At 69.9% G+C, this 19,310-nt stretch carries 18 protein-coding genes; 9 read left to right on the top strand and 9 right to left on the bottom strand.

Annotated elements, in window-relative coordinates:
* Positions 1-61 precede the first annotated feature (61 nt).
* From O3597_RS16425 to O3597_RS16440, 4 genes are read right to left on the bottom strand one after another with little or no spacing between them, the layout of a single operon-like run.
* Entirely contained in the window at positions 62-1,300 is a 1,239-nt protein-coding gene (locus tag O3597_RS16425; protein ID WP_281601679.1) for a mandelate racemase/muconate lactonizing enzyme family protein, read from the bottom strand.
* 1 nt (position 1,301) lies between these two features.
* Entirely contained in the window at positions 1,302-2,129 is an 828-nt protein-coding gene (locus O3597_RS16430; protein ID WP_164445419.1) for a carbohydrate ABC transporter permease, read from the bottom strand.
* Positions 2,129-3,073, bottom strand: a complete 945-nt coding sequence (locus O3597_RS16435; protein ID WP_281601680.1) for a sugar ABC transporter permease — start codon at positions 3,071-3,073, stop codon at positions 2,129-2,131. The genes O3597_RS16430 and O3597_RS16435 overlap by 1 nt, the downstream gene beginning before the upstream one ends.
* Positions 3,074-3,113: 40 nt before the next feature.
* Complete coding sequence (locus O3597_RS16440) at positions 3,114-4,379, bottom strand: extracellular solute-binding protein (RefSeq protein ID WP_281601681.1); 1,266 nt, start codon at positions 4,377-4,379, stop codon at positions 3,114-3,116.
* A gap of 143 nt (positions 4,380-4,522) precedes the next feature.
* On the opposite strand from O3597_RS16440, the gene O3597_RS16445 reads away from it, so the two are divergent.
* Positions 4,523-5,293, top strand: a complete 771-nt coding sequence (locus tag O3597_RS16445) for a FadR/GntR family transcriptional regulator (protein ID WP_164445422.1) — start codon at positions 4,523-4,525, stop codon at positions 5,291-5,293.
* 85 nt (positions 5,294-5,378) lie between these two features.
* Here the strand turns inward: O3597_RS16445 and O3597_RS16450 are convergent, their stop codons facing one another.
* From O3597_RS16450 to O3597_RS16460, 3 genes are all read right to left on the bottom strand, one after another.
* Positions 5,379-6,773 carry an RICIN domain-containing protein gene (locus O3597_RS16450; RefSeq protein WP_164445423.1) on the bottom strand — a complete coding sequence of 465 codons (1,395 nt, stop codon included), beginning with the start codon at positions 6,771-6,773 and terminating at the stop codon, positions 5,379-5,381.
* 364 nt (positions 6,774-7,137) lie between these two features.
* A complete protein-coding gene (locus O3597_RS16455) occupies positions 7,138-8,241 on the bottom strand; it encodes a glycosyl hydrolase 53 family protein (protein WP_281601682.1) in 1,104 nt (367 codons plus the stop codon).
* Between the two features lie 188 nt (positions 8,242-8,429).
* On the bottom strand, positions 8,430-9,293 hold the full coding sequence (locus O3597_RS16460) for an alpha/beta hydrolase (protein ID WP_281601683.1): 864 nt from the start codon (positions 9,291-9,293) through the stop codon (positions 8,430-8,432).
* 142 nt (positions 9,294-9,435) lie between these two features.
* On the opposite strand from O3597_RS16460, the gene O3597_RS16465 reads away from it, so the two are divergent.
* The 5 genes from O3597_RS16465 to O3597_RS16485 all read left to right on the top strand — a co-directional run bounded on the left by O3597_RS16465 (position 9,436) and on the right by O3597_RS16485 (position 14,652).
* Positions 9,436-10,662: a serine protease gene (locus O3597_RS16465; protein WP_164445426.1), complete on the top strand. Its 1,227-nt coding sequence runs from the start codon at positions 9,436-9,438 to the stop codon at positions 10,660-10,662.
* A 91-nt stretch (positions 10,663-10,753) separates the two neighbouring features.
* The gene (locus O3597_RS16470; protein WP_281601684.1) at positions 10,754-11,188 is read left to right on the top strand and encodes an SRPBCC family protein; all 435 of its coding nucleotides are present in this window, start codon (positions 10,754-10,756) and stop codon (positions 11,186-11,188) included.
* Positions 11,185-12,102: an SMP-30/gluconolactonase/LRE family protein gene (locus O3597_RS16475; protein WP_164445428.1), complete on the top strand. Its 918-nt coding sequence runs from the start codon at positions 11,185-11,187 to the stop codon at positions 12,100-12,102. The genes O3597_RS16470 and O3597_RS16475 overlap by 4 nt, the downstream gene beginning before the upstream one ends.
* A 135-nt stretch (positions 12,103-12,237) precedes the next feature.
* Entirely contained in the window at positions 12,238-12,447 is a 210-nt protein-coding gene (locus tag O3597_RS16480) for a DUF3072 domain-containing protein (RefSeq protein WP_281601685.1), read from the top strand.
* Positions 12,448-12,582: 135 nt separating this feature from the next.
* Positions 12,583-14,652, top strand: a complete 2,070-nt coding sequence (locus tag O3597_RS16485; protein WP_281601686.1) for a UvrD-helicase domain-containing protein — start codon at positions 12,583-12,585, stop codon at positions 14,650-14,652.
* Here O3597_RS16485 and O3597_RS16490 read toward each other — a convergent pair.
* On the bottom strand, positions 14,642-15,241 hold the full coding sequence (locus O3597_RS16490; protein ID WP_164445430.1) for a TetR/AcrR family transcriptional regulator: 600 nt from the start codon (positions 15,239-15,241) through the stop codon (positions 14,642-14,644). The genes O3597_RS16485 and O3597_RS16490 overlap by 11 nt on opposite strands.
* Before the next feature lie 72 nt (positions 15,242-15,313).
* Here O3597_RS16490 and O3597_RS16495 point away from each other — a divergent pair, with 72 nt between their 5' ends.
* A complete protein-coding gene (locus O3597_RS16495; protein ID WP_281601687.1) occupies positions 15,314-17,290 on the top strand; it encodes an acyl-CoA dehydrogenase in 1,977 nt (658 codons plus the stop codon).
* 33 nt (positions 17,291-17,323) lie between these two features.
* Positions 17,324-18,004: a GntR family transcriptional regulator gene (locus O3597_RS16500; RefSeq protein WP_281601688.1), complete on the top strand. Its 681-nt coding sequence runs from the start codon at positions 17,324-17,326 to the stop codon at positions 18,002-18,004.
* Between the two features lies 1 nt (position 18,005).
* Here O3597_RS16500 and O3597_RS16505 read toward each other — a convergent pair whose 3' ends face one another.
* Positions 18,006-18,482 (bottom strand): MarR family transcriptional regulator, encoded by a 477-nt coding sequence (locus O3597_RS16505; protein ID WP_164445433.1) that lies wholly within the window; start codon positions 18,480-18,482, stop codon positions 18,006-18,008.
* A 123-nt stretch (positions 18,483-18,605) separates the two neighbouring features.
* Between O3597_RS16505 and O3597_RS16510 the strand changes: the two genes are divergently transcribed.
* Positions 18,606-19,253 (top strand): NAD(P)H-dependent oxidoreductase, encoded by a 648-nt coding sequence (locus tag O3597_RS16510; RefSeq protein WP_281601689.1) that lies wholly within the window; start codon positions 18,606-18,608, stop codon positions 19,251-19,253.
* Positions 19,254-19,310 lie beyond the last annotated feature (57 nt).

Raw genomic sequence — 19,310 nt, forward strand, 5'->3', positions numbered from 1 at the left:
GATCCTCCGTATCAACGGCCGCACGCCGCTCGTGCCGCCGGCCACCACCGTGGGGTCGTTGTCAGTGACGTCCGGTCGGCGACACCTGATTGCTGTTGTGTGCCGGGGTGGCAGCCCGGGCCAGCGGGAAGCCGCCGGCGGCCGGCAGGACACCGTCCGTCGTCGCCAACAGCCGTCGCCCGGCCTGCTCCGGCCGGACGTTCGGGCCGTCGACCGCCGGCGCCTGCGGGTGCCGGTCCACGGCCCGGATCCGTTGTTCGTCGACCCGCAGGCCGAGCCCCGGCGAGTCGCCCAGGACGAAGGCCCCGTCCTCGACGTGCACGTCGACGGAGACGCCGACCGGCGGCCAGAGGTCCTGCAACTCACTGGTCAGGTGGTTCGGCACCGAGGTGGCCGCGTGCAGCAGCCCGAACGGGCTGTTGCCGATCGGGCTGACCGGCAGGTCGTAGGCGTGCGCCAGGGCGGACACCCGCAGGAAGTGGGTGACTCCACCGATCGCGGACGTCTGGACGACGTCGACCGCGCCGGCGGCGATCAGCGGTCGGTACTGCTCAAGCCCGGTGAGGTTCTCTCCGGTGGCGACGGAGGCACGCACCCCCCGGCCGACGGCGGCGAGCCCTTCGGCGTCCCAGCGCCGAACCGGCTCCTCGATCCAGATGAGGTCGAGGGTGCGTTCGAGTTCGCAGACGTGCCGGACGGCCTGCTTGCGGGTCCACGCCTCGTTGACGTCGAGCATCAGGCCCGGCCGCAGTCCGTGGCCAGCCTCGGTCAGGATCTCCTTCACCAGGTGGAGCCGGTGTCGGTCGTGCTCGATGTCGAGTCCGCCCTTGAGCTTGGCGGCCCGCAGCCCGTGCTCGGCGTAACGGATGTACGCCGAGACGAGTTCCTCGTCGCTGAGGGCGATGTCGAGCCCGGACGCGTACGCCGGGACCCGGCGGTCGCGGCCGCCCAGCAACCGCCACAGCGGCTGGCCAGCCGCCTGCGCCTTGATGTCCCACAACGCGGTGTCGAGTGCGCCGATCGTGCCGAACACCGGGCCGGCGTGACCGGCCTTGAAGGTGTGTCGCAGCATCCGGTCGTAGAGCGTCGTCACCGCACGGGGATCTTCACCGTCGATGGCCGCGAAGATCCGCTCGATCTCGACGTGCGGGCCGATGCCGACACCCGACAGTCCTTCGTCGGTCTCCACGACGACGATCGGTACCGGGACCCTCCCGTCGGCGAACACGCCGTTGGCGTCGCCGACCGGGCGCCCCCATTCGTGGACCGTGGTGAGCGTCCGATATCCCGTGATGCGCATGTCAGCCCTTCGTGGAGCCGGCGGCGACGCCGTCGGCGATCTGGCGCTGGAGGAAGAGGTAGACCACCAGGACCGGTATCGCGGCGATCAGTACCCCCGAGGCGAAGGTGGGAATGTCGTCGGAGTACTGGCCACGCAGCGAGGTCACGCCGACCATGAGCGTTCGGTGATCAGCCGACGGCATCATCACCAGCGACATCAGGACGTCGTTCCAGCAGAACAGCGCGTTGAGGATGCCGACCGACAGCAGCGCCGGGGTGCCCAGCGGCAGCATGATCCGGCGGTACACGCCGTACACGCTGTTGCCGTCGATCCGGGCCGCGTCGATGACCTCCCGCGGGATGGTCTTGTAGTAACTCGTCATCAGGAAGACGGTGAAGGGCAGGAACTGGGCCACGAAGACCAGGACCAGTCCGGGGTACGTGTCGATGAGGGCGGTGTCGGCCATGATCCGGGCAAGCGGCACCATGATCACCTGGAACGGCACGAACAGGCCGGCGAGGCAGCCCAGGAACAGCGCCGAGGAGCCACGGAACCGGAGCTGGCTCAGGGCGAAGCCGGCCATGGACCCGAGCAGCAGCAGCAGGACGACCGACGACGTCACCACGATCAGGGAGTTGAGGAAGTACCGGTCCATGCCGACGCTGTTCCACGCCGCGCTGATGTTGTCCCAGCGCAGGGTGTCGGTCACGGAGAACCGGTCGAGGATGTAGTCGCGCCGGGTCTTCATCGCCACGTTGACGGTGAACAGCAGTGGGTAGATCGTCGCCAGCGCGAGCAGCGACATCGGGATGGCCAGCAGCCACCGGCTCAGTCGTACCCGGGACATCAGTCCTCACCTCCCGCCCGCCGGAGCAGCTTCACCTGGAGCAGCCCCACGACGAGCATGATCACGAAGAGCACCGTCGACGCGGCCGAGGCGAGTGCGGGCCGGTTCATCTGACCCTGCTGGATCCAGATGTAGTACTCCGGGAGATAGGTGGATCCCTCCGGCCCACCGCTGGTCATCACGTAGAGCAGGCCGAACATCGAGGTCAGCATCCCGACCATGGTGGTCACGGCGACGAACGCGATGGTGCGGGACAGGCCCGGGATGATCACGTGCCGGATGACCTGGGGCAGCGAGGCACCGTCCACGCGGGCGGCGTCCAGCAGCGCGGCGTCCAGGGTCGCGAACCCGGCCAGGAACACCACGAGCGCCATTCCGAAGGTGGCCCAGACGTGTACGCCGACCACCACGAACATCGCGACGTCGGGATTGCCGAGCCAGTCCACCGGGCTGATGCCGACCGCCTCGAACACGGCGTTGACCGGGCCGTCGAAGGCGAGCAGCAGGTTGAAGATCGCGCCGACGATGACCGGTGAGAGCACCGCCGGGAAGAAGTAGACGCTGCGGTAGAAGCGATGCCCGGGCACCTTGAGGTAGATGAACGTCGCCAGCAGCCCGGGGATCGCCACCGCCACCGGGAGCAACAGCACCAGCAGCCCGACGTTGCTCAGTGCGGTGCGGAACAACGGGTCCTCGATCAACTCGAGGTAGTTGTCGAGACCCACCGCCTGACCGTTGCGCTCGCCGTCTCCGGTGAAGGAGAAGTTGACCCCGAGCAGCAACGGATACAGCCGCAGCACCACGATGATCAGGATGGCGGGTGCGACCAGGACGTAGGGGGCGAAGCGCTCGGCCCGCGAGCCGCCGCGGCCGGGCCGAGCCGGGGCACCACGGCGGCGACCCGCGGAGCCGGCCGCCGCCCCGTCGGTCCGTCCGGCGGGCACCGGACGGACCGACGGTTCTGCGTTTCCGATCGGCACGAAATCAGCCCGCCTGGTCGGAAGCTGCCAGCTGCTTCACCGCCTCGTCGACGCTGATCGAGCCGCTGAGCAGTTGCTGGGAGACCCGTCCCATCAGGTCCAGGGTCTTCGAGGAGAGCGCCACGTGCAGGGCGGGCTTACCGCTGTCGAGCGCGGCGACGATCGCGGCGGCGGCCGGGCCGGCCTGCGACACGTCGATGGTGGTGTCGGCGGCGATCGCGCCGGCCTCGGCGTAGAACGCCTGGAGCGCCCCGGTCGACGTCAGCGACCGCACCAGGTCGGCGGCGACCTTGGGATCCTTGGTCCACTTCGCCACCGCGTACCCGATGCCGCCGTCGTAGGCCAGGCTCGGCGTGGTGCCCGCGGTGACCACCGGGGCCTTCATCACGCCGAGCTTCTCGGGCGTGAGGAACTCGTTGAAGTCCTTCAAGTGCCCCACGTCCGACATCAGCCCGATGACGTGCGCGGCCTTGGCGGACTGGAAGAGCGCGAACGAGTCGTTGAACATCGCGGTCGAGTTGGCCCCGTCGTTGTTCAGGCCCGCGTCGCCGGCCTCCTTCCAGAGCTCGAAGATCCGCTTCACGTTCGGCGAGGTCCAGTCGCGCTTGCCCGCGATCCAGTCGTCGTACTCCTGGGCGGTGAGGATGCCGGAGCCCAGGGCCGACATCCAGAACTGGATCCCGGCACCCTCCTTGTTGCCCAGGGCGAAGCACTTGGCACCGGCCTTGCCGATGGCGGCGCAGTCGGCGAGGAACTCGTCCCAGGTCGTGGCGGGGCTCGCCGGATCGAGCCCGGCCTTCTCGTAGAGCGCCTTGTTGTAGTAGATGGGGTGCCCCTGCAACGTCACCGGCGCGGCGTAGGCCTTGCCGTCCTTGTTGAAGGCGTCCCAACCCGCGAGCCGCTGCTTGTCCTCGGCCACGTACTCGTCGAGCGGCACCAGCGCGTCGACCCGGTCCCGGATCTGGCCGCCGCCGTTGAACAGCATCACGTCCGGGCCCTTGCCGGACTGGATGGCCGCGCCGAGCAGCGTGTAGTACTGGTCGAACGGCTGCGCGACGAACTCGACCGTGACGTCGGGGTGCTTGGCGGCGAAGTCGGCCTTCGCCTTGTCGACATACGCTTTGGCCGACGGCTCGCCGGACTTCCAGTCCCACACCACCAGCTTGTCGGTCGAGCCGCCGGAGGAGGAGCCCGTGTCGCTGGCACTTCCACAACCTGCCGTCGCCAGTCCCACAACGAGGACGGCGGACCACAATGCTCGTTGTTTCATCGTTGTTCACCTCTGAAGGGAGTGGCTGACGGCCTGCCGCAGCCAACGTGATCAAGAACGTAACTCGTATGACGTCTGACGTCAACAGTCAGCCGTACACTGGCCTTGGACGTCGTGGCACGACGAGCCAATCGGAGGGGGACATGACGCCATCGCAGGAGACGGCCCTGGAAAAGCTGGCCGCCCCGACCTGGTCGCGCCGCCCCACCAACCTCGCCACGGCGGTCACCGCCGAGCTGGTGGAACGCATCGTCCGCGGGGTGCATCCCTCCGGCACCGCGCTGCCCCCCGAGCCGGTGCTCTGCGAGACCTTCTCCGTCAGTCGGACCGTCGTCCGGGAGGCGGTGAAGATTCTCCAGGAGAAGGGTCTGGTGCAGGTCCGTCAGGGTGCCGGCACCATGGTCACCCCGCAGTCGATGTGGGACATGCTCGACGAACTCGTCCTCGGGGCCACCATCGCCGAGGACGACAGCCTCGCCATCCTCGACGACGTGGTGGTGACCCGGCGGCTGCTGGAGTCCGACATGGCACACGTCGCCGCCCGGGTCGCCGATGAGGAGACCGTGGACCGCCTGCGTGCCCTGGTCGACCGGATGGACGAGCTCGTCGGCGACACCGTGGCCTACCACGAACTCGACCGCGCCTTTCACGACACCGTCATGCAGGCGTCCGGGAACCGCATCGCTCGTGGCGTTGTGCAGGCGCTGGAGAGTCAGGTCGTGAACACGGCGCGGTACACCGGCCGCACCGAGCGGTCGCTCTGCGTCGCCTCCAACCGTGGACACCGACGTGTCTACGAGATGATCGCCGCCCACGACCCGGAAGGGGCCGCGACGGCGATGTTCACCCACATCACCGAGGCCTGGCTGGTGCGACGCAGCGGCCCGGGCAAGCCGGACCGCCTGCAACGCTGACCCGGGACACGACGGGCCGACGGGCCCGACCTCCTGGCTCCCACTGCCGCCAGGAGGCCGAGACCCGCCGTCGCGCTCGGCCCGGTCAGGAGAACTGGGCGAAGAATCGCCAGATCTCACCCTTGGTCCAGGTGGTGATGCCACTCTCGGCGTACGTCCCGTCCACCGGCCCGGGCATGTGCCCGTTGTCGAACGCCGCCCACTGCACCGGGTAGCCGGCGCGGCAGCCGGAGTAGGCCGTGGTGATGTGCGTACGGCTGCCCGCTCCCGGCTCCGGCGGGTTCTGGGCGTTGCACCCGTTGTTGCGGACGAAGGTGTCGCGCAGCCCCCGGCCCTGGCCGATGCTGAGGACGTTGTCCGAGATGCCGTGCAGACCGAAGTACGCGATCGGCTGGGTACCGCCACTGCACCCGCTGATCTGCGCACCGGCGATCACGGCGACCGCCCGGAAGACGGTGGCCCGGGCGCAGGCGAGGGCGTAGCTCATGCCGCCGCCCCAACTGAAGCCGAGGGCGAAGCGCTGCCTCGGGTTGACGCACAGGTCGCTCTCGATCCGGCGGATCATGTCGTCGACGAAGGTGACGTCCTCGCCGCCGGCGTTGCCCCAACCGTTACCGAGCCCCTGCGGCGCGACCAGGATCGCGCTGTTGTTCGACTGCTCCTGCTGGCCGTAGTAGGACCAGGCACTCCCGCTGGTGCCGCCGGAGGAGATGTCCTGCATGGTGCCACCACGCCAGTGGAAGGCGAAGATCAGCCGGTAGGCGTTGGTGTTGTTGTAGTTGGCCGGCAGGCGCAGGATGAACTGGCGGCTCTTGCCGTTGCTCTGGATCGTGTGCGTGCCGTTGTACAGCGTCGGGGCCTTGCCGCACCCGGTGCCACCGGTCGGTGGTGGCGACGTGGGGCCACCCCCGTCGACCCGGGCCAGCTGCCACTGCTGGTTGGCGCCGTTCCAGTCGGCGTACTGCACCACGTTCGCGCCGTCCGCCGTGGCCGCACCCTGCACCTCCACGACCTTACCGCTGTGCCGACCGACCAACCGCACATGACCACCATCGGAATCGGCCAACCGGAACTGCTGATTGGTGCCGTTGTGATCAGACCACTGCACCACCGCCGCACCATCCGCGGTCGACGCGTTCGACACATCCAGCACCTTGCCCGAATGCCGCGACTTCAACCGGTAGTAACCACCACCGGAATCCACGAACTGCCACTGCTGATTCGCACCGTTGTTACGCGTCCACTGACTGATCCGCGCACCATCGCTGGTCGCCAGACCATACACGTCCAACGCCTTACCACTGTTGCGGTTCACCAACACGTACCAGGCATTGGTGTCCACGGTCGCCGCCGCCGCGGGCGCCGCGTTCACCACCACGAGCGCGCTCGCCGCCAGGATCGCGGCGGCCGCCGCGGCCATTCCGGACCGCCAACCGCGTCTGGATGGGGAGGCGGGACGAGCCTCACCGATGGCCTTCATGGTCCACTCCTTCGATCGGGGTCATCCACGCACAGCTCGTGGATGCCCGGCGGATGTGCCGGCGTCAGGTGGTGGCGTCAGCACGGTGGGGTGGTGCGGAAGATCTGGTCACCAGGAACCGCCGGCCAGCATGGCGACGCGCCCACGGTCGCGGCTGGCCGGCGCGGGACCACGGCGGGAAATCGGGCTCCCGGCAGCCACAACACCCGCTCGTGACAGCGAAGTTAGCGTTAACGACGTCATACGTCAAACGACAGAGGTCTATCGATTCTCGGTGCTTCCGACCCCGGTCCCGGACCACGCGAGGGCCACGCGACACCCTCGCGCACTGGGCCCGGTGGCGACTCCCGGGCCCGGGCGATGGTCACGGAGTCCAGTACACGTGCGGGTTCACCCGCCCCGACCAGTCGAAGACGGCCATGTTGTCCCAGCCGTTACCGGTTCCGTTGATGTCCGCCGGATCCCAGCCGTTGCCGCGCACCGCATGCCAGGTCGGCTCCCAGTAGAAGACACCGACCGCACCGGCGTTGCGCGCGGTGTTCTGCACCCAACTGAACTGCTGCGCCTGCCCGGACCAGGTGGCCGGGATGTTGTCGCAGCGCTCGTTACCCGAGATCACGTTCGGCTGGTGGTCGGCGTCGGCCGTGGTGAACGGGTACGCCGTCTCGGCGATCACCACCGGCTTGCCGTAGCGCGACCGCACGTTGGCGATCACGTTGTAGAGGTTGGCCAAGGTGCCGTGCCACATGCAGTAGTAGGACAGGGCGGTGACGTCCCAGGGAACTCCCTGTGCCCGGATCCCGTCGTAGAACCAGCGGGCGTTGGCGTTGCTGTCCGCGTTCGCCGTGTGGATCCACACCTGGGTGCCGCCGTGGCACGCCTTGGTGGCCTGGTAGCCCCGCTTGAGCAGGCTCGCCAGCGGGGCGAAGTCGTTGTTGACCACCTGGCCGGCGGGCCAGAGCATCCCCACGTTGATCTCGTTGCCGATCTGCACCGCGTCCGGCGTGGTGCCCTGCGCCTTCAACGCGGTGCACACGTCGTAGGTGTAGTTGTAGACGTCGGCCTGCAACTGGCTGAGCGAGTGGTTGGCCCAGGCCGCCAGCGGATACTGCTTGCCCGGATCCGCCCAGGTGTCCGAGTAGTGGAAGTCGATCAGCAGCTTGAAACCCTTCGCCTTGATCGTTCTGGCCTGCTGGAGCACCCTGGCCTTGTTGTTGTAGCCGCTGGCCGGGTTGTTCCAGACGCGCAGCCGCAGGTAGTTGACCCCCTTCGAGGCGAGGATGTCGTAGGGGTCGGCCGGCGCGCCGGAGGCGTTGTAGTAGCGGGCACCGAGGTCGAGGCTGCGTTGCAGCGAGGAGACGTCCGCGCCGCGCATGGTGAGAGTGTTCGCCGCCTGTGCGGGGGCGGTCAGGGCCAGCGGGGCCGCGAGGACGACCACCGCCGCGAAGGCCCGGAGGGACGGTTTCATGGCGCTCCTTCACATCCGCGGGATGCGGGTGCCCGACGGTTCGGGCACGTCCGGCGGGTCTGCCGGACGGTCTCGGAACCAGGTGAGGTGGTGACGGGTGTCGATGCATCAAGCCTGACCGCAAGAGTGACCCACGCCGGTGCCGCCGCACCAGCCCTGACCGTCGAGGCGTGATGGCGGCGCGGCGGTCAGGCGAGGAAGTGGCACAGGGCGGCGGTGAGGTCGTCGGGGTTCTCCTCGGCGACGTGGTGCCCGGACTCGATCGGGTGGCCGCGCAGATCGTCGGCCCAGGAACGCCAGACGGCGAGCGGGTCGCCGTAGAGATCCGCCAGATCGTCCCGGGTCGACCAGAGCAGCAGGGTGGGGCACCGGACCGTACGACCGGCCCGCCGGTCGGCCTCCTCGTGCGCCCGATCGACCCCGAGGCCGGCGCGGTAGTCCTCCAACATCGCCCGTACCGTCGCCGGGTCGTGGATGGCCTGCCGGAACTCCCGGTGGTTGTCGACTCCCATCCGGTCCGGTCGCGCCTTGTCGCCGTACCAGGCGTCGGGATCGGCGCCGATGGCCCGTTCCGGCTTGTCCGGCTGGGCGAAGAAGAACCAGTGGTACCAGTTCCGGGCGAACGTCGCGTCGCACCTGGCGAGGGCCTCGCTGATGGGTACGCCGTCGATGACCACCAGTCGGCTGACGGTGTCGGGATGGTCGAGCGCCAGGCGTAGCGCCACGTAACAACCGCGATCGTGCCCGACGGCGGCGAACGTCGCGTGGCCGAGTGTGTGCATGAGTCGGACCATGTCCGCCGCGACCGCGCGCTTGGACTGCTGGGAGTGGTCCGGCAGGATCCGCGCCTTGCCGGACTGGCCGTAGCCCCGCATGTCGGGGCAGACCACGGCGAACCCGCGATCCACCAGCCCCGGGGCGACCCGGTGCCAGGTCGATCCGGTACGCGGATGTCCGTGGACGAGTAGGACGGCGGGGCCGTGCCCGGCATGCCGGACGCGCAGTTCCACCTCGCCCACGTCGACCCGCTCGTCGGTGAAGCCGTCGAACATGTGCCTCCAGTACCCAGGTCGGCTCCACGTCAACAGGCGGACCGAGAGGCGATATTACTCATTAATTATCTTGCATGTATCGATCAGCTTCGGTAAGAAAGCTTAGGAATCGTTCAGGTTCCGCTTCCTGGGAGGAGCGACGATGAAACCTGTCCTGCGCCGTCTACGTACGGTGACCGTCACACTCGCCACCTGCACACTCGGCCTGAGCCTGCTGTCCGCCCCCGCCGCGGCAGGCCCGGTACAGCCGGTCACGCCACTCTCGGACCGGGCACCCGAATCGGACCAGTTCTCGGCCGAGGGTGTGACGACCGTCGGTGAGCTGCGCACCGTCGGCGGTTCCTTGTCGTACGCCCGCGACGGCCGGACCCAGATCATCCAGCACCCCGGCGCCACGTACATCAAGGTGCACTTCAGCTCGCTGCGACTGGCTCCCGGCGAGTACGTCACCGTGTCGAGCCCGGACGGCCGGGAGAGCTACCGGTACGACCGTCACCTGAACCGGGCGACCGGCGCGGACTACACCACCGACGGCCGGCCGGGCTTCTGGGCGATGTCGGTGGAGGGCGACACGGCGGTGGTGACGCTGCACAGCAACCGCTCCTCCCGGGGCAGCGCCGCGACCATCGACCGGTTCTGGCGCGGCTACGACCGCACGGAGATCGGCCAGTACAACTTCTCCACCCAGTCGGTGTGCAGCACCGACGCCCGCCGCGACGTGGTCTGCTACCAGAGCAGCCACCCCACCGAGTACGCCCGGGGCAACGCGGTGGCCCGGCTGCTGATCAGCGGCGGCGGAATGTGCACCACCTGGCGGGTCGGCAACACCAACCGCATGCTGACCAACAAGCACTGCTTCTCGACCCAGGCCGCGGTCAGCGGCAGCGAGATGCAGTTCAACTACCAGTGCGCCACCTGCGGCGGCGCGAACCCCGGGCCCGGCACGAAGGTGAGCGGTGCGACGCTCTACCGGGTGAGCAGTGGTGGCTCCAGCCAGCTCGACTACGCCCTGTTCTCGGTGAACAACTTCGCCGCCATCCAGGGCTTCGGCACGCTCTACCTGGCGACGTCCGCCACCACCACCGGGACGCAGATGTACATCCCGGGGCACGGTGACGGCAGCCCGAAGCGGCTGTCCATCTTCGAGAACACCCAGAACGGGGCGCGCTGCACCGTGCGGAACGCCAACTACAACACCTGGAACATCAGCTACAGCTGCGACACCTCCGGCGGCAACTCGGGCTCACCGGTGCTGAACAGCAGCCACCGGGTGATCGCTCTGCACCACCTCGGCGGATGCCCGTCCAACCAGGGCGCCAAGGCACACCTCATCTACAACGAGATCGCGAGTCTGATCGACAACGGGTGACCACCGTGGTGGCGACCCGGATCGGAGCCGTTCGCCGGGTCGCCACCACCCTCGTCGGGCACGCACCGGACGCCGCCGTACCATCCGGTCCATGACGATTGCCGTCGAACGGCACGTGGCCGCCGACCCCGCCACCGTCTGGCGCATCGTGAGCGACGTCGACCGTTGGGCCGAGTTGCTGCCCACCATCGACGAGATCATCCGCATCGACGACGCCGCTCCGGTGACGGTCGGCAGCCGCTTTCGGATTCGCCAGCCCGGGCTGGCCACCGCCAGGTACGAGATAACCGACTGGCGACCCGGGGCCGGCTTCACCTGGCAGGCCCGTACGCCGGGCGTCCGGACCACGGCGAGCCACGAGCTGCGTCCGGAGGGCTCCGCGACCCGCCTGCGGCTGAGCATCGACTGGGACGGCCCGGCGGCCCGCCTGGTCGAGCTGCTGTATGGCAGGCGCGCCCGGCGGCTCCTCGAACAGGAGGCGACGGTCTTCGCCCGACTCGCCTCGGGCAGCGAGGGTGCACGATGAGCCCGGTCGAGCGCACCGTCACCCGGTGGGAGGTCCTGGACGATCGGTTCCGGGCGGTCAGCGGTGACCACGTGGTGCAGCGGCTGTTCGACGGCGGGCGGTGGCTCGAGGGGCCGGCGTACTCCCCCGCGTGGCGCTGCCTGCTGTTCAGTGACATCCCGAACGACCGGGTGCTGCGGTGGGACGAGATCACCGGGCGGTGCGACGTCTTCCAGACGCCCGCCGGTCACCCCAACGGCCGCACCATCGACCGCCTCGGTCGCGTCGTGACCTGCGAACACGGCCATCGTCGGGTCACCCGTACCGAGCCCGACGGGTCACTGACGGTGGTGGCGGACCGGTGGCGGGGCAAGCGGTTCAACAGCCCGAACGACGTCGTCGAGACCAGCGACGGCTCGTTGTGGTTCACCGATCCGAGCTACGGCATCGACAGCGACTACGAGGGGTACCGGGCGGATCCGGAACTGGACGGCTGCCACGTCTACCGCTGCTCGCCGGACGGCCGGGTCGAGCGGGTCGCCGACGACTTCCTGCGACCCAACGGTCTCGCGTTCTCGGCGGACGAACGACGACTGTTCATCGTCGACACCCGACGTCGGCACCTGCGTCACTTCGACGTGGGCCCCGACTGGACGCTGCGCGACCGTGGCGTGCTCGCCGAGTGTGATGCCGGCTCGTTCGACGGGATCCGACTCGACCGGGAGGGCCGGCTGTGGGTCGCCGCCCACGACGGCCTGCACTGCTTCGACCAGGAGGGCACGCTGCTCGGCAAGCTCCGGCTACCGGAGATCTGCTCGAACCTGACCTTCGGTGGCCGCAAGCGCAACGTGCTGTTCGTGACGGCCACCACCTCGGTCTACTCGCTCGCGCTGAACGTCACCGGCGCGGGCCCGACCGGCCCCGCCACCGGGTAGGCACACCGACGTCCGCTGTTCGGACCACCCGAACACCAGCCACCGGTCTACCGCTGGCGGGCCACGGCACCCGGGGAGGGTTGGGTGGCCACCGGCCCGGGTATGGCACACCTGTTCGAGAGAAGGGGTGCCGAGATGACCGAGAAGCATGATCCGCAGGCTGCGGTGAAGGATCCGGACGAGTGGCTGACCGGCGACGAGCCGACGACGGCGGCACAGGAGTCCTACCTGCGGACCCTGGCCCGCGAGGCGGGCGAGAGCGTGCCGGACGACCTCACCAAGGCCGAGGCGGCGAAGTTGATCGACCAGTTGCAGCAGCAGACCGGGCGGGGCGACCAGGGCTGATCCCGGGAGGCCACCTCCAGCTTATCCACGCGTCAAGTCGCGCGAATCGCCCTGGATGCCGATTTTGTGGGTCTGGCCGGTACATATTCTCGACCGGTCCCCGAGCGGCAAACCGCTGGCAGACCAGGGAGCAGTGTGTCCGAGACGGTGCGGCAGCTCGCCATCGAGCAGCAGGTGGTCGACAAGGTGTACGCGCGACTGGAGGTCATGCGGTCGCAGGCGAGGGAACTGGAGTCCGAGGGTCGCGGTCGCGCCTCGGCCGGCCCGCTGACCGGGCTGGTCGAGCGCGACGCGATGGTGCTGCGCGCCGCCACGCGGCTGTCCGACCTGGACGGCCAGGAGGAGGGCCTGGTCTTCGGTCGGTTGGACTTCGACGACGGCGAGACCTACCGCGTCGGCCGGCTGGGCGTACGCGACGAGGACCGGGAGCCGCTGGTGGTGGACTGGCGTGCGCCGGCTGCCGCGCCCTTCTACCGAGCCACCCCCGGCGAGCCGCTGGGCGTGGTCCGCCGTCGGATCATCACCTGCGCCGGCCCTCGGGTGGTCGGGGTCGACGACGAGGTGCTGTCGGCCGGCGACGTCGACGGTGTGGTGGGTGAGGGCGCCCTGCTCGCGTCCCTCACCCGGGAACGCGGCCCGCACATGCGGGACATCGTCAGCACCATCCAACGCGAGCAGGACGAGGCGATCCGCGCGCCGGCGCACGGCGTCACCGTCATCACCGGTGGTCCCGGAACGGGCAAGACCCAGGTCGCTCTGCACCGTGCCGCCTATCTGCTCTACACCGACCGGGGCAGGTTCGCCGACGGCCGGGTGCTGGTGGTCGGTCCGTCGACCGTGTTCACCGAGTACATCGGCCGGGTGCTGCCCGGTCTCGGTGAGGACAGCGTCCACCTGCGGGCGATCGGCGAGCTGTTCGACGGTGTGGTGGCGACCCGGCGTGACCGCGCCGAGGTCGCCAGGTCCAAGGGCGACCTGAAGATGGTGCGGGTGCTCACCGAACTGGCCTGGGACACCCCGCCGAACGCGCCACAACGGTTGGGCAGGCTCGACGCCGACGACCTGGCGAAAGCCCGCCAGGAGGTACGTCGACGGTGCGAGGCTCGGGGCATCAAGCCCAACCTCGCCCGCGCCGAGGCGGCGCAGGTGCTCTCGGACCTGCTCGGCTGCCGGGAGATTCCGGACACCTTCCTGAGGTCGTGGTGGCCGATGCTGACCCCGCAGGACGTGCTGCCCGCGCAGCACGGGCAGTGGTCGGTGGACGACGTCCCGCTGCTCGACGAACTCGCCGAGATCCTGGGCCCGCCGGTCGCCCCGACGGTGACCGGGAACGAGTGGCAGGTGCGTGAGTTGAGCAGCGGTCCGCGTCTGGCGGAGACCTTCGTGCTCAGCCTGAGCCTCAACGACGGTTGGCAGCTCTTCGCGCCCGGCCTGTCCACCCCGATCGCCGTCTCCGGCCAGTCCCTGGACACCGGCAACGCCTGGGCGGCGCAGCGCTGGGCGGCGGCGATCATCCTGCGCGAGGGCCACACGGTGGTGGGCTGGGCGGACGGCTTCGACCCGTACGGCGAGGAGGGGTACGTGCCGGAGCTGGCCGAGCCGCTGCCGGTCGCCGAGGCGGCCGAGCCGGTCGAGGACGCGTACCTGCACGTGATCCTCGACGAGGCCCAGGACCTGTCACCGATGGAGTGCCGGATGATCGCCCGCCGGGCCGCCCACGCCTCGATGACGATCGTGGGCGACCTCGGTCAGGCGACCCATCCGCTGGCCGCCGGTAGCTGGCCGGAGCTGGTGAAGCAGCTCGGCAAGCGCGAGGTCCGGATGCTCGATCTGCCCACCGGCTATCGGGTGCCGCAGGTCATCGCCGACTTCGCCGCCCGGGCGCTGGCGCCCGGGATCGCGCCGACCCGCTCCTTCCGACCCGGCGGCACCCTCACGATCCGCCAGGTGGACGATCTGCGGGCGGCCCTCGCCGAGGAAACCGGCGCGGTCATCGCCGCGGACGCGATCGCCGACCAGCTCGGGGCGATCCCGGTCAGCCAGGTCAAGGGACTGGAGTACGACCGGGTGGTGCTGGTGGAACCCGCCGACATCGTCGCCGCCGAGCCTCGCGGCATGAACCGGCTCTACGTGGCCCTGACCCGGGCCGTCGCCGAACTGGTCATCCTGCACACCAAGGCACTGCCGGAGGCACTCAGGTCGTGACCTCCGCGACGACCCGCCACACCTGGACGGCGAGCCAGTCGTTGAGCTGGTCCGGCTCCACCTCGTCCCGGTGGTCGAACCACCAGATGATCCCGGCGTCGACCATGCCGACGACGCTGGCCACCACGTACGCGGGCAGGTGCGCCTCGTGCCCCGCGGCGCGCAGGTTGGCGACGGCCGCTTCGGTGATCTCGGGAACGGCGTGCGCGGTGCCGAGGCGGGCCCGGAACCGATAGAGGTTGGGGTGGGCCACCGCCCAGCTCAACACCCGGCCGATGACGCCGTGCACCACCTCCGGCGGGGTGCCCGGAGCCGACAGCGACGGGCGGATCCAGGCGCTCACCTGGCGGGCGGCGTGCCGGGCCACGGCCTGATCGAGGTCGTCCTTGCTGGTGAAATGACGGTAAACGTGCGGTCTGGGCAGCCCGGCGTGGTCGGCCACCGTGCCCAGCCCGGCGCCGGTGCCGTGTTCCTCGATGACGCGGACCGCGGCCTCCACGATCGCCTGCCGCCGCCGGGCCCGCTCCTGCGGGATGCCACCGGCGCGGCGGGCGGCGATGGTGTCCCGTTTCACCGCCGCATTGCTCACCGGATCACTGTAGCGGCTCGGTACCCTTGGCTGGGTACGAGCTGTACCCAACCAGCGTCCTGCGAGGTAGCCATGCCCAGTCCAGCACCCGGCCCCGTCGACCTCACCCGCCTTCAGGACGTGCTCGACGGACCGTGGGCCGAGGTCCGCAACGCGCACCGCAGGCACCTCGACGAGCGCTTCCTCCCGGTGTACGGCGAGACCGGCGACCAGGCGCGCGAGCGGGTCACCCGGCTGCTCGGCGAGCTTCCGGTGAAGCTGGGCATCGCCTCGGCCTTCCCCACCCAGTACGGCGGCGGATCCGACGTCGGCGGCTCGATCATCGCCACCGAGATGCTGGCCCAGGTGGACCTCTCGCTGATGGTCAAGGCCGGCGTGCAGTGGGGCCTGTTCGGCGGCGCGGTCGCGGCCCTGGGCACCCGACGCCACCACGACGCCTACCTTCGGGACATCATCTCCGGCCGGATCCTGGGCTGCTTCGCGATGACCGAGACCGGGCACGGCTCCGACGTCCAGCAGCTCCGCACCACCTGCACCTACGACCCCGAAACGCAGAGCTTCGACCTGCACACCCCGCACCAGGCGGCCCGCAAGGACTACATCGGCAACGCCGCCCGGGACGGACGGATGGCGGTGGTCTTCGCGCAGTTGGTCACCAACGGGCAGCGGCACGGCGTGCACGCGTGGCTGGTGCCGATCCGCGACGAGCGGGGCGACCCGCTACCCGGCGTGACCATCGGCGACGCCGGGCCCAAGGCCGGCCTGCTCGGCGTGGACAACGGACGACTGAGCTTCGACCACGTGACGGTGCCCCGGGACATGCTGCTGGACCGTTACGGCCAGGTCGCCGAGGACGGCACGTACTCCAGCCCGATCGAGAACGACTCGCGGCGCTTCTTCACCATGCTCGGCACCCTGGTCCGGGGCCGGGTCAGCGTGGGTGGAGCCGCGTCGGCGGCCACCAAGTCGGCGTTGACCATCGCGGTCCGGTACGGCGACATCCGCCGCCAGTTCAGCACCCCCGACGCCGAGCGGGAGGTGCCGCTCAACGACTACCTGGCGCACCAGCGCAAGCTCCTGCCCGCCCTGGCAACCACCTACGCACTGCACTTCGCCCAGGCCGAACTGGTCGCCGCGGTGCACGAGGTGCAGGGCGGCGACGGCCCGGTCGACGAGCGGCGGCAGCGGGAGTTGGAGTCCCGCGCCGCCGGGCTCAAGGCCGCGCAGACCTGGCACGCCGCGCGCACCATCCAGCTGTGCCGCGAGGCGTGCGGCGGCGCCGGCTACCTGGCCGAGAACCGGCTGCCGGGCCTGCGCGCCGACACCGACGTCTTCACCACCTTCGAGGGCGACAACACGGTCCTGCTGCAACTGGTGGCCAAGGGGCTGCTGACCGGGTACCGGGACGAGTTCGGTTCGCTGGACGGCTGGGGACGCGCCTCCTTCGTCGCCGAGCAGGTCCGGGAGATGGTGCTCGAACGCAGCGCCGCCCGGTCGCTGATCCAGCAACTGATCAGCGCCGTACCCGGACGCGACGAGGAGGTCGCCGTCACCGACCGGGGTTGGCAGCTCAAGATCTTCGACGACCGCGAGAAGCACCTGCTCGAAGGGGCGATCCGCCGCCTGCGCAGCGGCGCGGCCAGCAAGCGGGACCGCCCGTTCGACATCTTCAACGACGTCCAGGACCACGTCCTCACCGCCGCCGCGGCGCACATCGACCGGATCACCCTGGAGGCGTTCGTCGCCGGCATCGAGGACACCGCAGACCCGGCGGTCCGGGCGCTGCTCTCCCGCGTCTGCGACCTGTACGCCCTCAGCGTCATCGAGTCCCACAAGGGGTGGCTGCTGGAGCACGGCCGACTCACCCCGGTCCGCTCGAAGGCGATCACCGCGGTGGTGAACGGCCTGCTCAAGGAGCTGCGTCCGCACATGCGAACGCTTGTTGACGGCTTCGCCATCCCGGAGACCTGGCTGCACGCCGCCATTCTGCGCGAGGAATCCGGCCGCCAGGACACCATGACCGCCCACGACAGCACACGAGGCAGTTGACATCACGCGCGGTGGAAATGTGCAATATGTTGCATGCCGATTCCTGCGCGCGCTGGCGTCGTTGCCCGGTCACTGCTGCGCGACGACGCCTTCCGGGCGATCCGCGACGCGATCGTGAACGGGACGCTGGCCCCTGGTGAGCGGCTCAACGACGGCGATCTCGCCCAGTGGCTCGGGGTCAGCCGCACGCCGGTGCGCGAGGCGCTGACCCGGCTCGAGGAGGCGGGCCTGGTCCGGACGAGGCCGGGCCGCTACACCATGGTCAGCCCGCTGGACCTGCGGGCACTGCGTGGTGCCCAGTCCGTGACCACCGCGATGCACGAACTGGCGGTGCGCGAGGCACTGCCGAACCTGTCCACCGCCGAACTGGACGCCATGCGGGCGGCGAACGCCCGGTTCGCGCGGGCGCTCCGGGACGACGACGTGGACGCCGCCGTCACGGCGGACGACGACTTCCACGGCGTCCTGGTGGGCGCCTCGGCGAACGCGGCGCTGCGGTCGGTGCTCGACCAGTTCACGCCCGCGCTGCGGCGGCTGGAACGACTCCGCTTCGCCTCGCTGAGCGGCCGTGGCTCCGTCGCGCAACACGAGCGGATCATCGCGCGGTGCGCGGCCGGTGACGTCGAGGGTGCGGTCGCGGCCACCCGCGCCAACTGGCAGACCCTGGCCCCCCTGCTGGACACCGCGATCGACGCGGGCGGGCCCGACACCTGAGCTACCGCGGCAGCCGCGCCGCCTCGTCGATTTGGTGCGTCACCCGACAGGCGACCTCCCGCAGCGCGGTGACCTGTTCCTCGGTGAGCCCGTCGATGACGAACCGGCGTACCGCCGCGACATGCCCCGGCGCCGCGGCGACCACGAGATCCCACCCGGCCCCGGTCAGCACCGCCCGGTTGTAGCGGGGGTTCTCCGGGTCGGGCTCACGACGCAGCAGGCCTCGCTGCTCGAGACGCTTGACGACGTTCGACAGCCGGGACAGCGAGCTGCTGATCTGGCTGGCCAGGGCGCTGAGCCGCAGGGTGCGCCCGGGTGCCATGGACAGGCCGCTCAGCACGAAGTAGTCGAACAGCGTGAGGTCGTGGTCGCGTAGCAGCTGCGCGTCGAGCGCGCCGGGCAGCTTGAACATGAGGCTGGCCAGGGCGAGCCAGGCCTCGCGCTCGCACTCGTTCAACCACCGGGGTTCCTCCGGCATGCCGCCCAGCCTAGCCGTCGACCGCGCGGCGGGAGGTGAGCCATCTCGCATTCACTTCAACCTTGAACCTCACTGGCCCTATCGTCGACTTCAAGCTTGAACTCAACAGACCTTGGAGTTGTCGTGACCCTGTTCCGACTGGACGCCAGCATCCGTACCCACGGGTCCGCGAGCCGCGAGATCGCGGACATCGTCGAAGCGGAGTGGCTCGCCGCTCACCCCGGTGACCCGATCGAACGTCGCCACATCGGCGTCGACGCCCTGCCCGCCACCGCCTGGGCGGCGGCGGTCACCGCCGGGACGACCGCGCCCGAGGAGCACACCGCCGAGCAGCGCGCGGCCCTCGCCCTCGCCGCGACCCTGGTGGACGAGCTGCTCGCCGCCGACGCCGTCCTGTTCGCCGTGCCGTTGTACAACTACGGCGTCTCACAGCACTTCAAGACCTACGTCGACCTGGTCAGCACCGACCAGCGCGCATTCGGCGAGCCGTTCCTCGCCGGCAAGCGGGTCGTGCTGGTCACGGTCCGGGGCGGAGCGTACGGGGGTGGCACCCCCCGGGAGGGCTGGGACCACGCCACGCCGTACCTGCGCCGGATCATCGCCGACTGCTGGGGAGCCGACCTCACCGTCGTCGAACGCGAGTTCACCCTCGTCGGCGTCAACCCCGCCCTCGACCCGTTCACCGACCAGGCCGCGACGATGCACGCCGAGGCCCTGCAGGCCGCCCGGGAAGCCGGTCGCGCGCTCGGCGCCGTTCCGGTCCCAGCCTGAGCCGGCCACCGGGAACCTGCCGGGCAGTCCGTGCCGCACACCGAGGTGTGCGGCACG

This window comes from Verrucosispora sp. WMMA2044 (genome assembly GCF_027497155.1).
GTDB lineage: Bacteria > Actinomycetota > Actinomycetes > Mycobacteriales > Micromonosporaceae > Micromonospora > Micromonospora palythoicola.

Bases quoted from the DNA above. Each gene is read 5' to 3' on its own strand.
- O3597_RS16425 (WP_281601679.1), bottom strand. From the start codon at position 1,300: ATGCGCATCACGGGATATCGGACGCTCACCACGGTCCACGAATGGGGG.
- O3597_RS16430 (WP_164445419.1), bottom strand. From the start codon at position 2,129: ATGTCCCGGGTACGACTGAGCCGGTGGCTGCTGGCCATCCCGATGTCG.
- O3597_RS16440 (WP_281601681.1), bottom strand. From the start codon at position 4,379: ATGAAACAACGAGCATTGTGGTCCGCCGTCCTCGTTGTGGGACTGGCG.
- O3597_RS16445 (WP_164445422.1), top strand. From the start codon at position 4,523: ATGACGCCATCGCAGGAGACGGCCCTGGAAAAGCTGGCCGCCCCGACC.
- O3597_RS16450 (WP_164445423.1), bottom strand. From the start codon at position 6,773: ATGAAGGCCATCGGTGAGGCTCGTCCCGCCTCCCCATCCAGACGCGGT.
- O3597_RS16455 (WP_281601682.1), bottom strand. From the start codon at position 8,241: ATGAAACCGTCCCTCCGGGCCTTCGCGGCGGTGGTCGTCCTCGCGGCC.
- O3597_RS16460 (WP_281601683.1), bottom strand. From the start codon at position 9,293: ATGTTCGACGGCTTCACCGACGAGCGGGTCGACGTGGGCGAGGTGGAA.
- O3597_RS16465 (WP_164445426.1), top strand. From the start codon at position 9,436: ATGAAACCTGTCCTGCGCCGTCTACGTACGGTGACCGTCACACTCGCC.
- O3597_RS16470 (WP_281601684.1), top strand. From the start codon at position 10,754: ATGACGATTGCCGTCGAACGGCACGTGGCCGCCGACCCCGCCACCGTC.
- O3597_RS16475 (WP_164445428.1), top strand. From the start codon at position 11,185: ATGAGCCCGGTCGAGCGCACCGTCACCCGGTGGGAGGTCCTGGACGAT.
- O3597_RS16480 (WP_281601685.1), top strand. From the start codon at position 12,238: ATGACCGAGAAGCATGATCCGCAGGCTGCGGTGAAGGATCCGGACGAG.
- O3597_RS16495 (WP_281601687.1), top strand. From the start codon at position 15,314: ATGCCCAGTCCAGCACCCGGCCCCGTCGACCTCACCCGCCTTCAGGAC.
- O3597_RS16500 (WP_281601688.1), top strand. From the start codon at position 17,324: ATGCCGATTCCTGCGCGCGCTGGCGTCGTTGCCCGGTCACTGCTGCGC.
- O3597_RS16505 (WP_164445433.1), bottom strand. From the start codon at position 18,482: ATGCCGGAGGAACCCCGGTGGTTGAACGAGTGCGAGCGCGAGGCCTGG.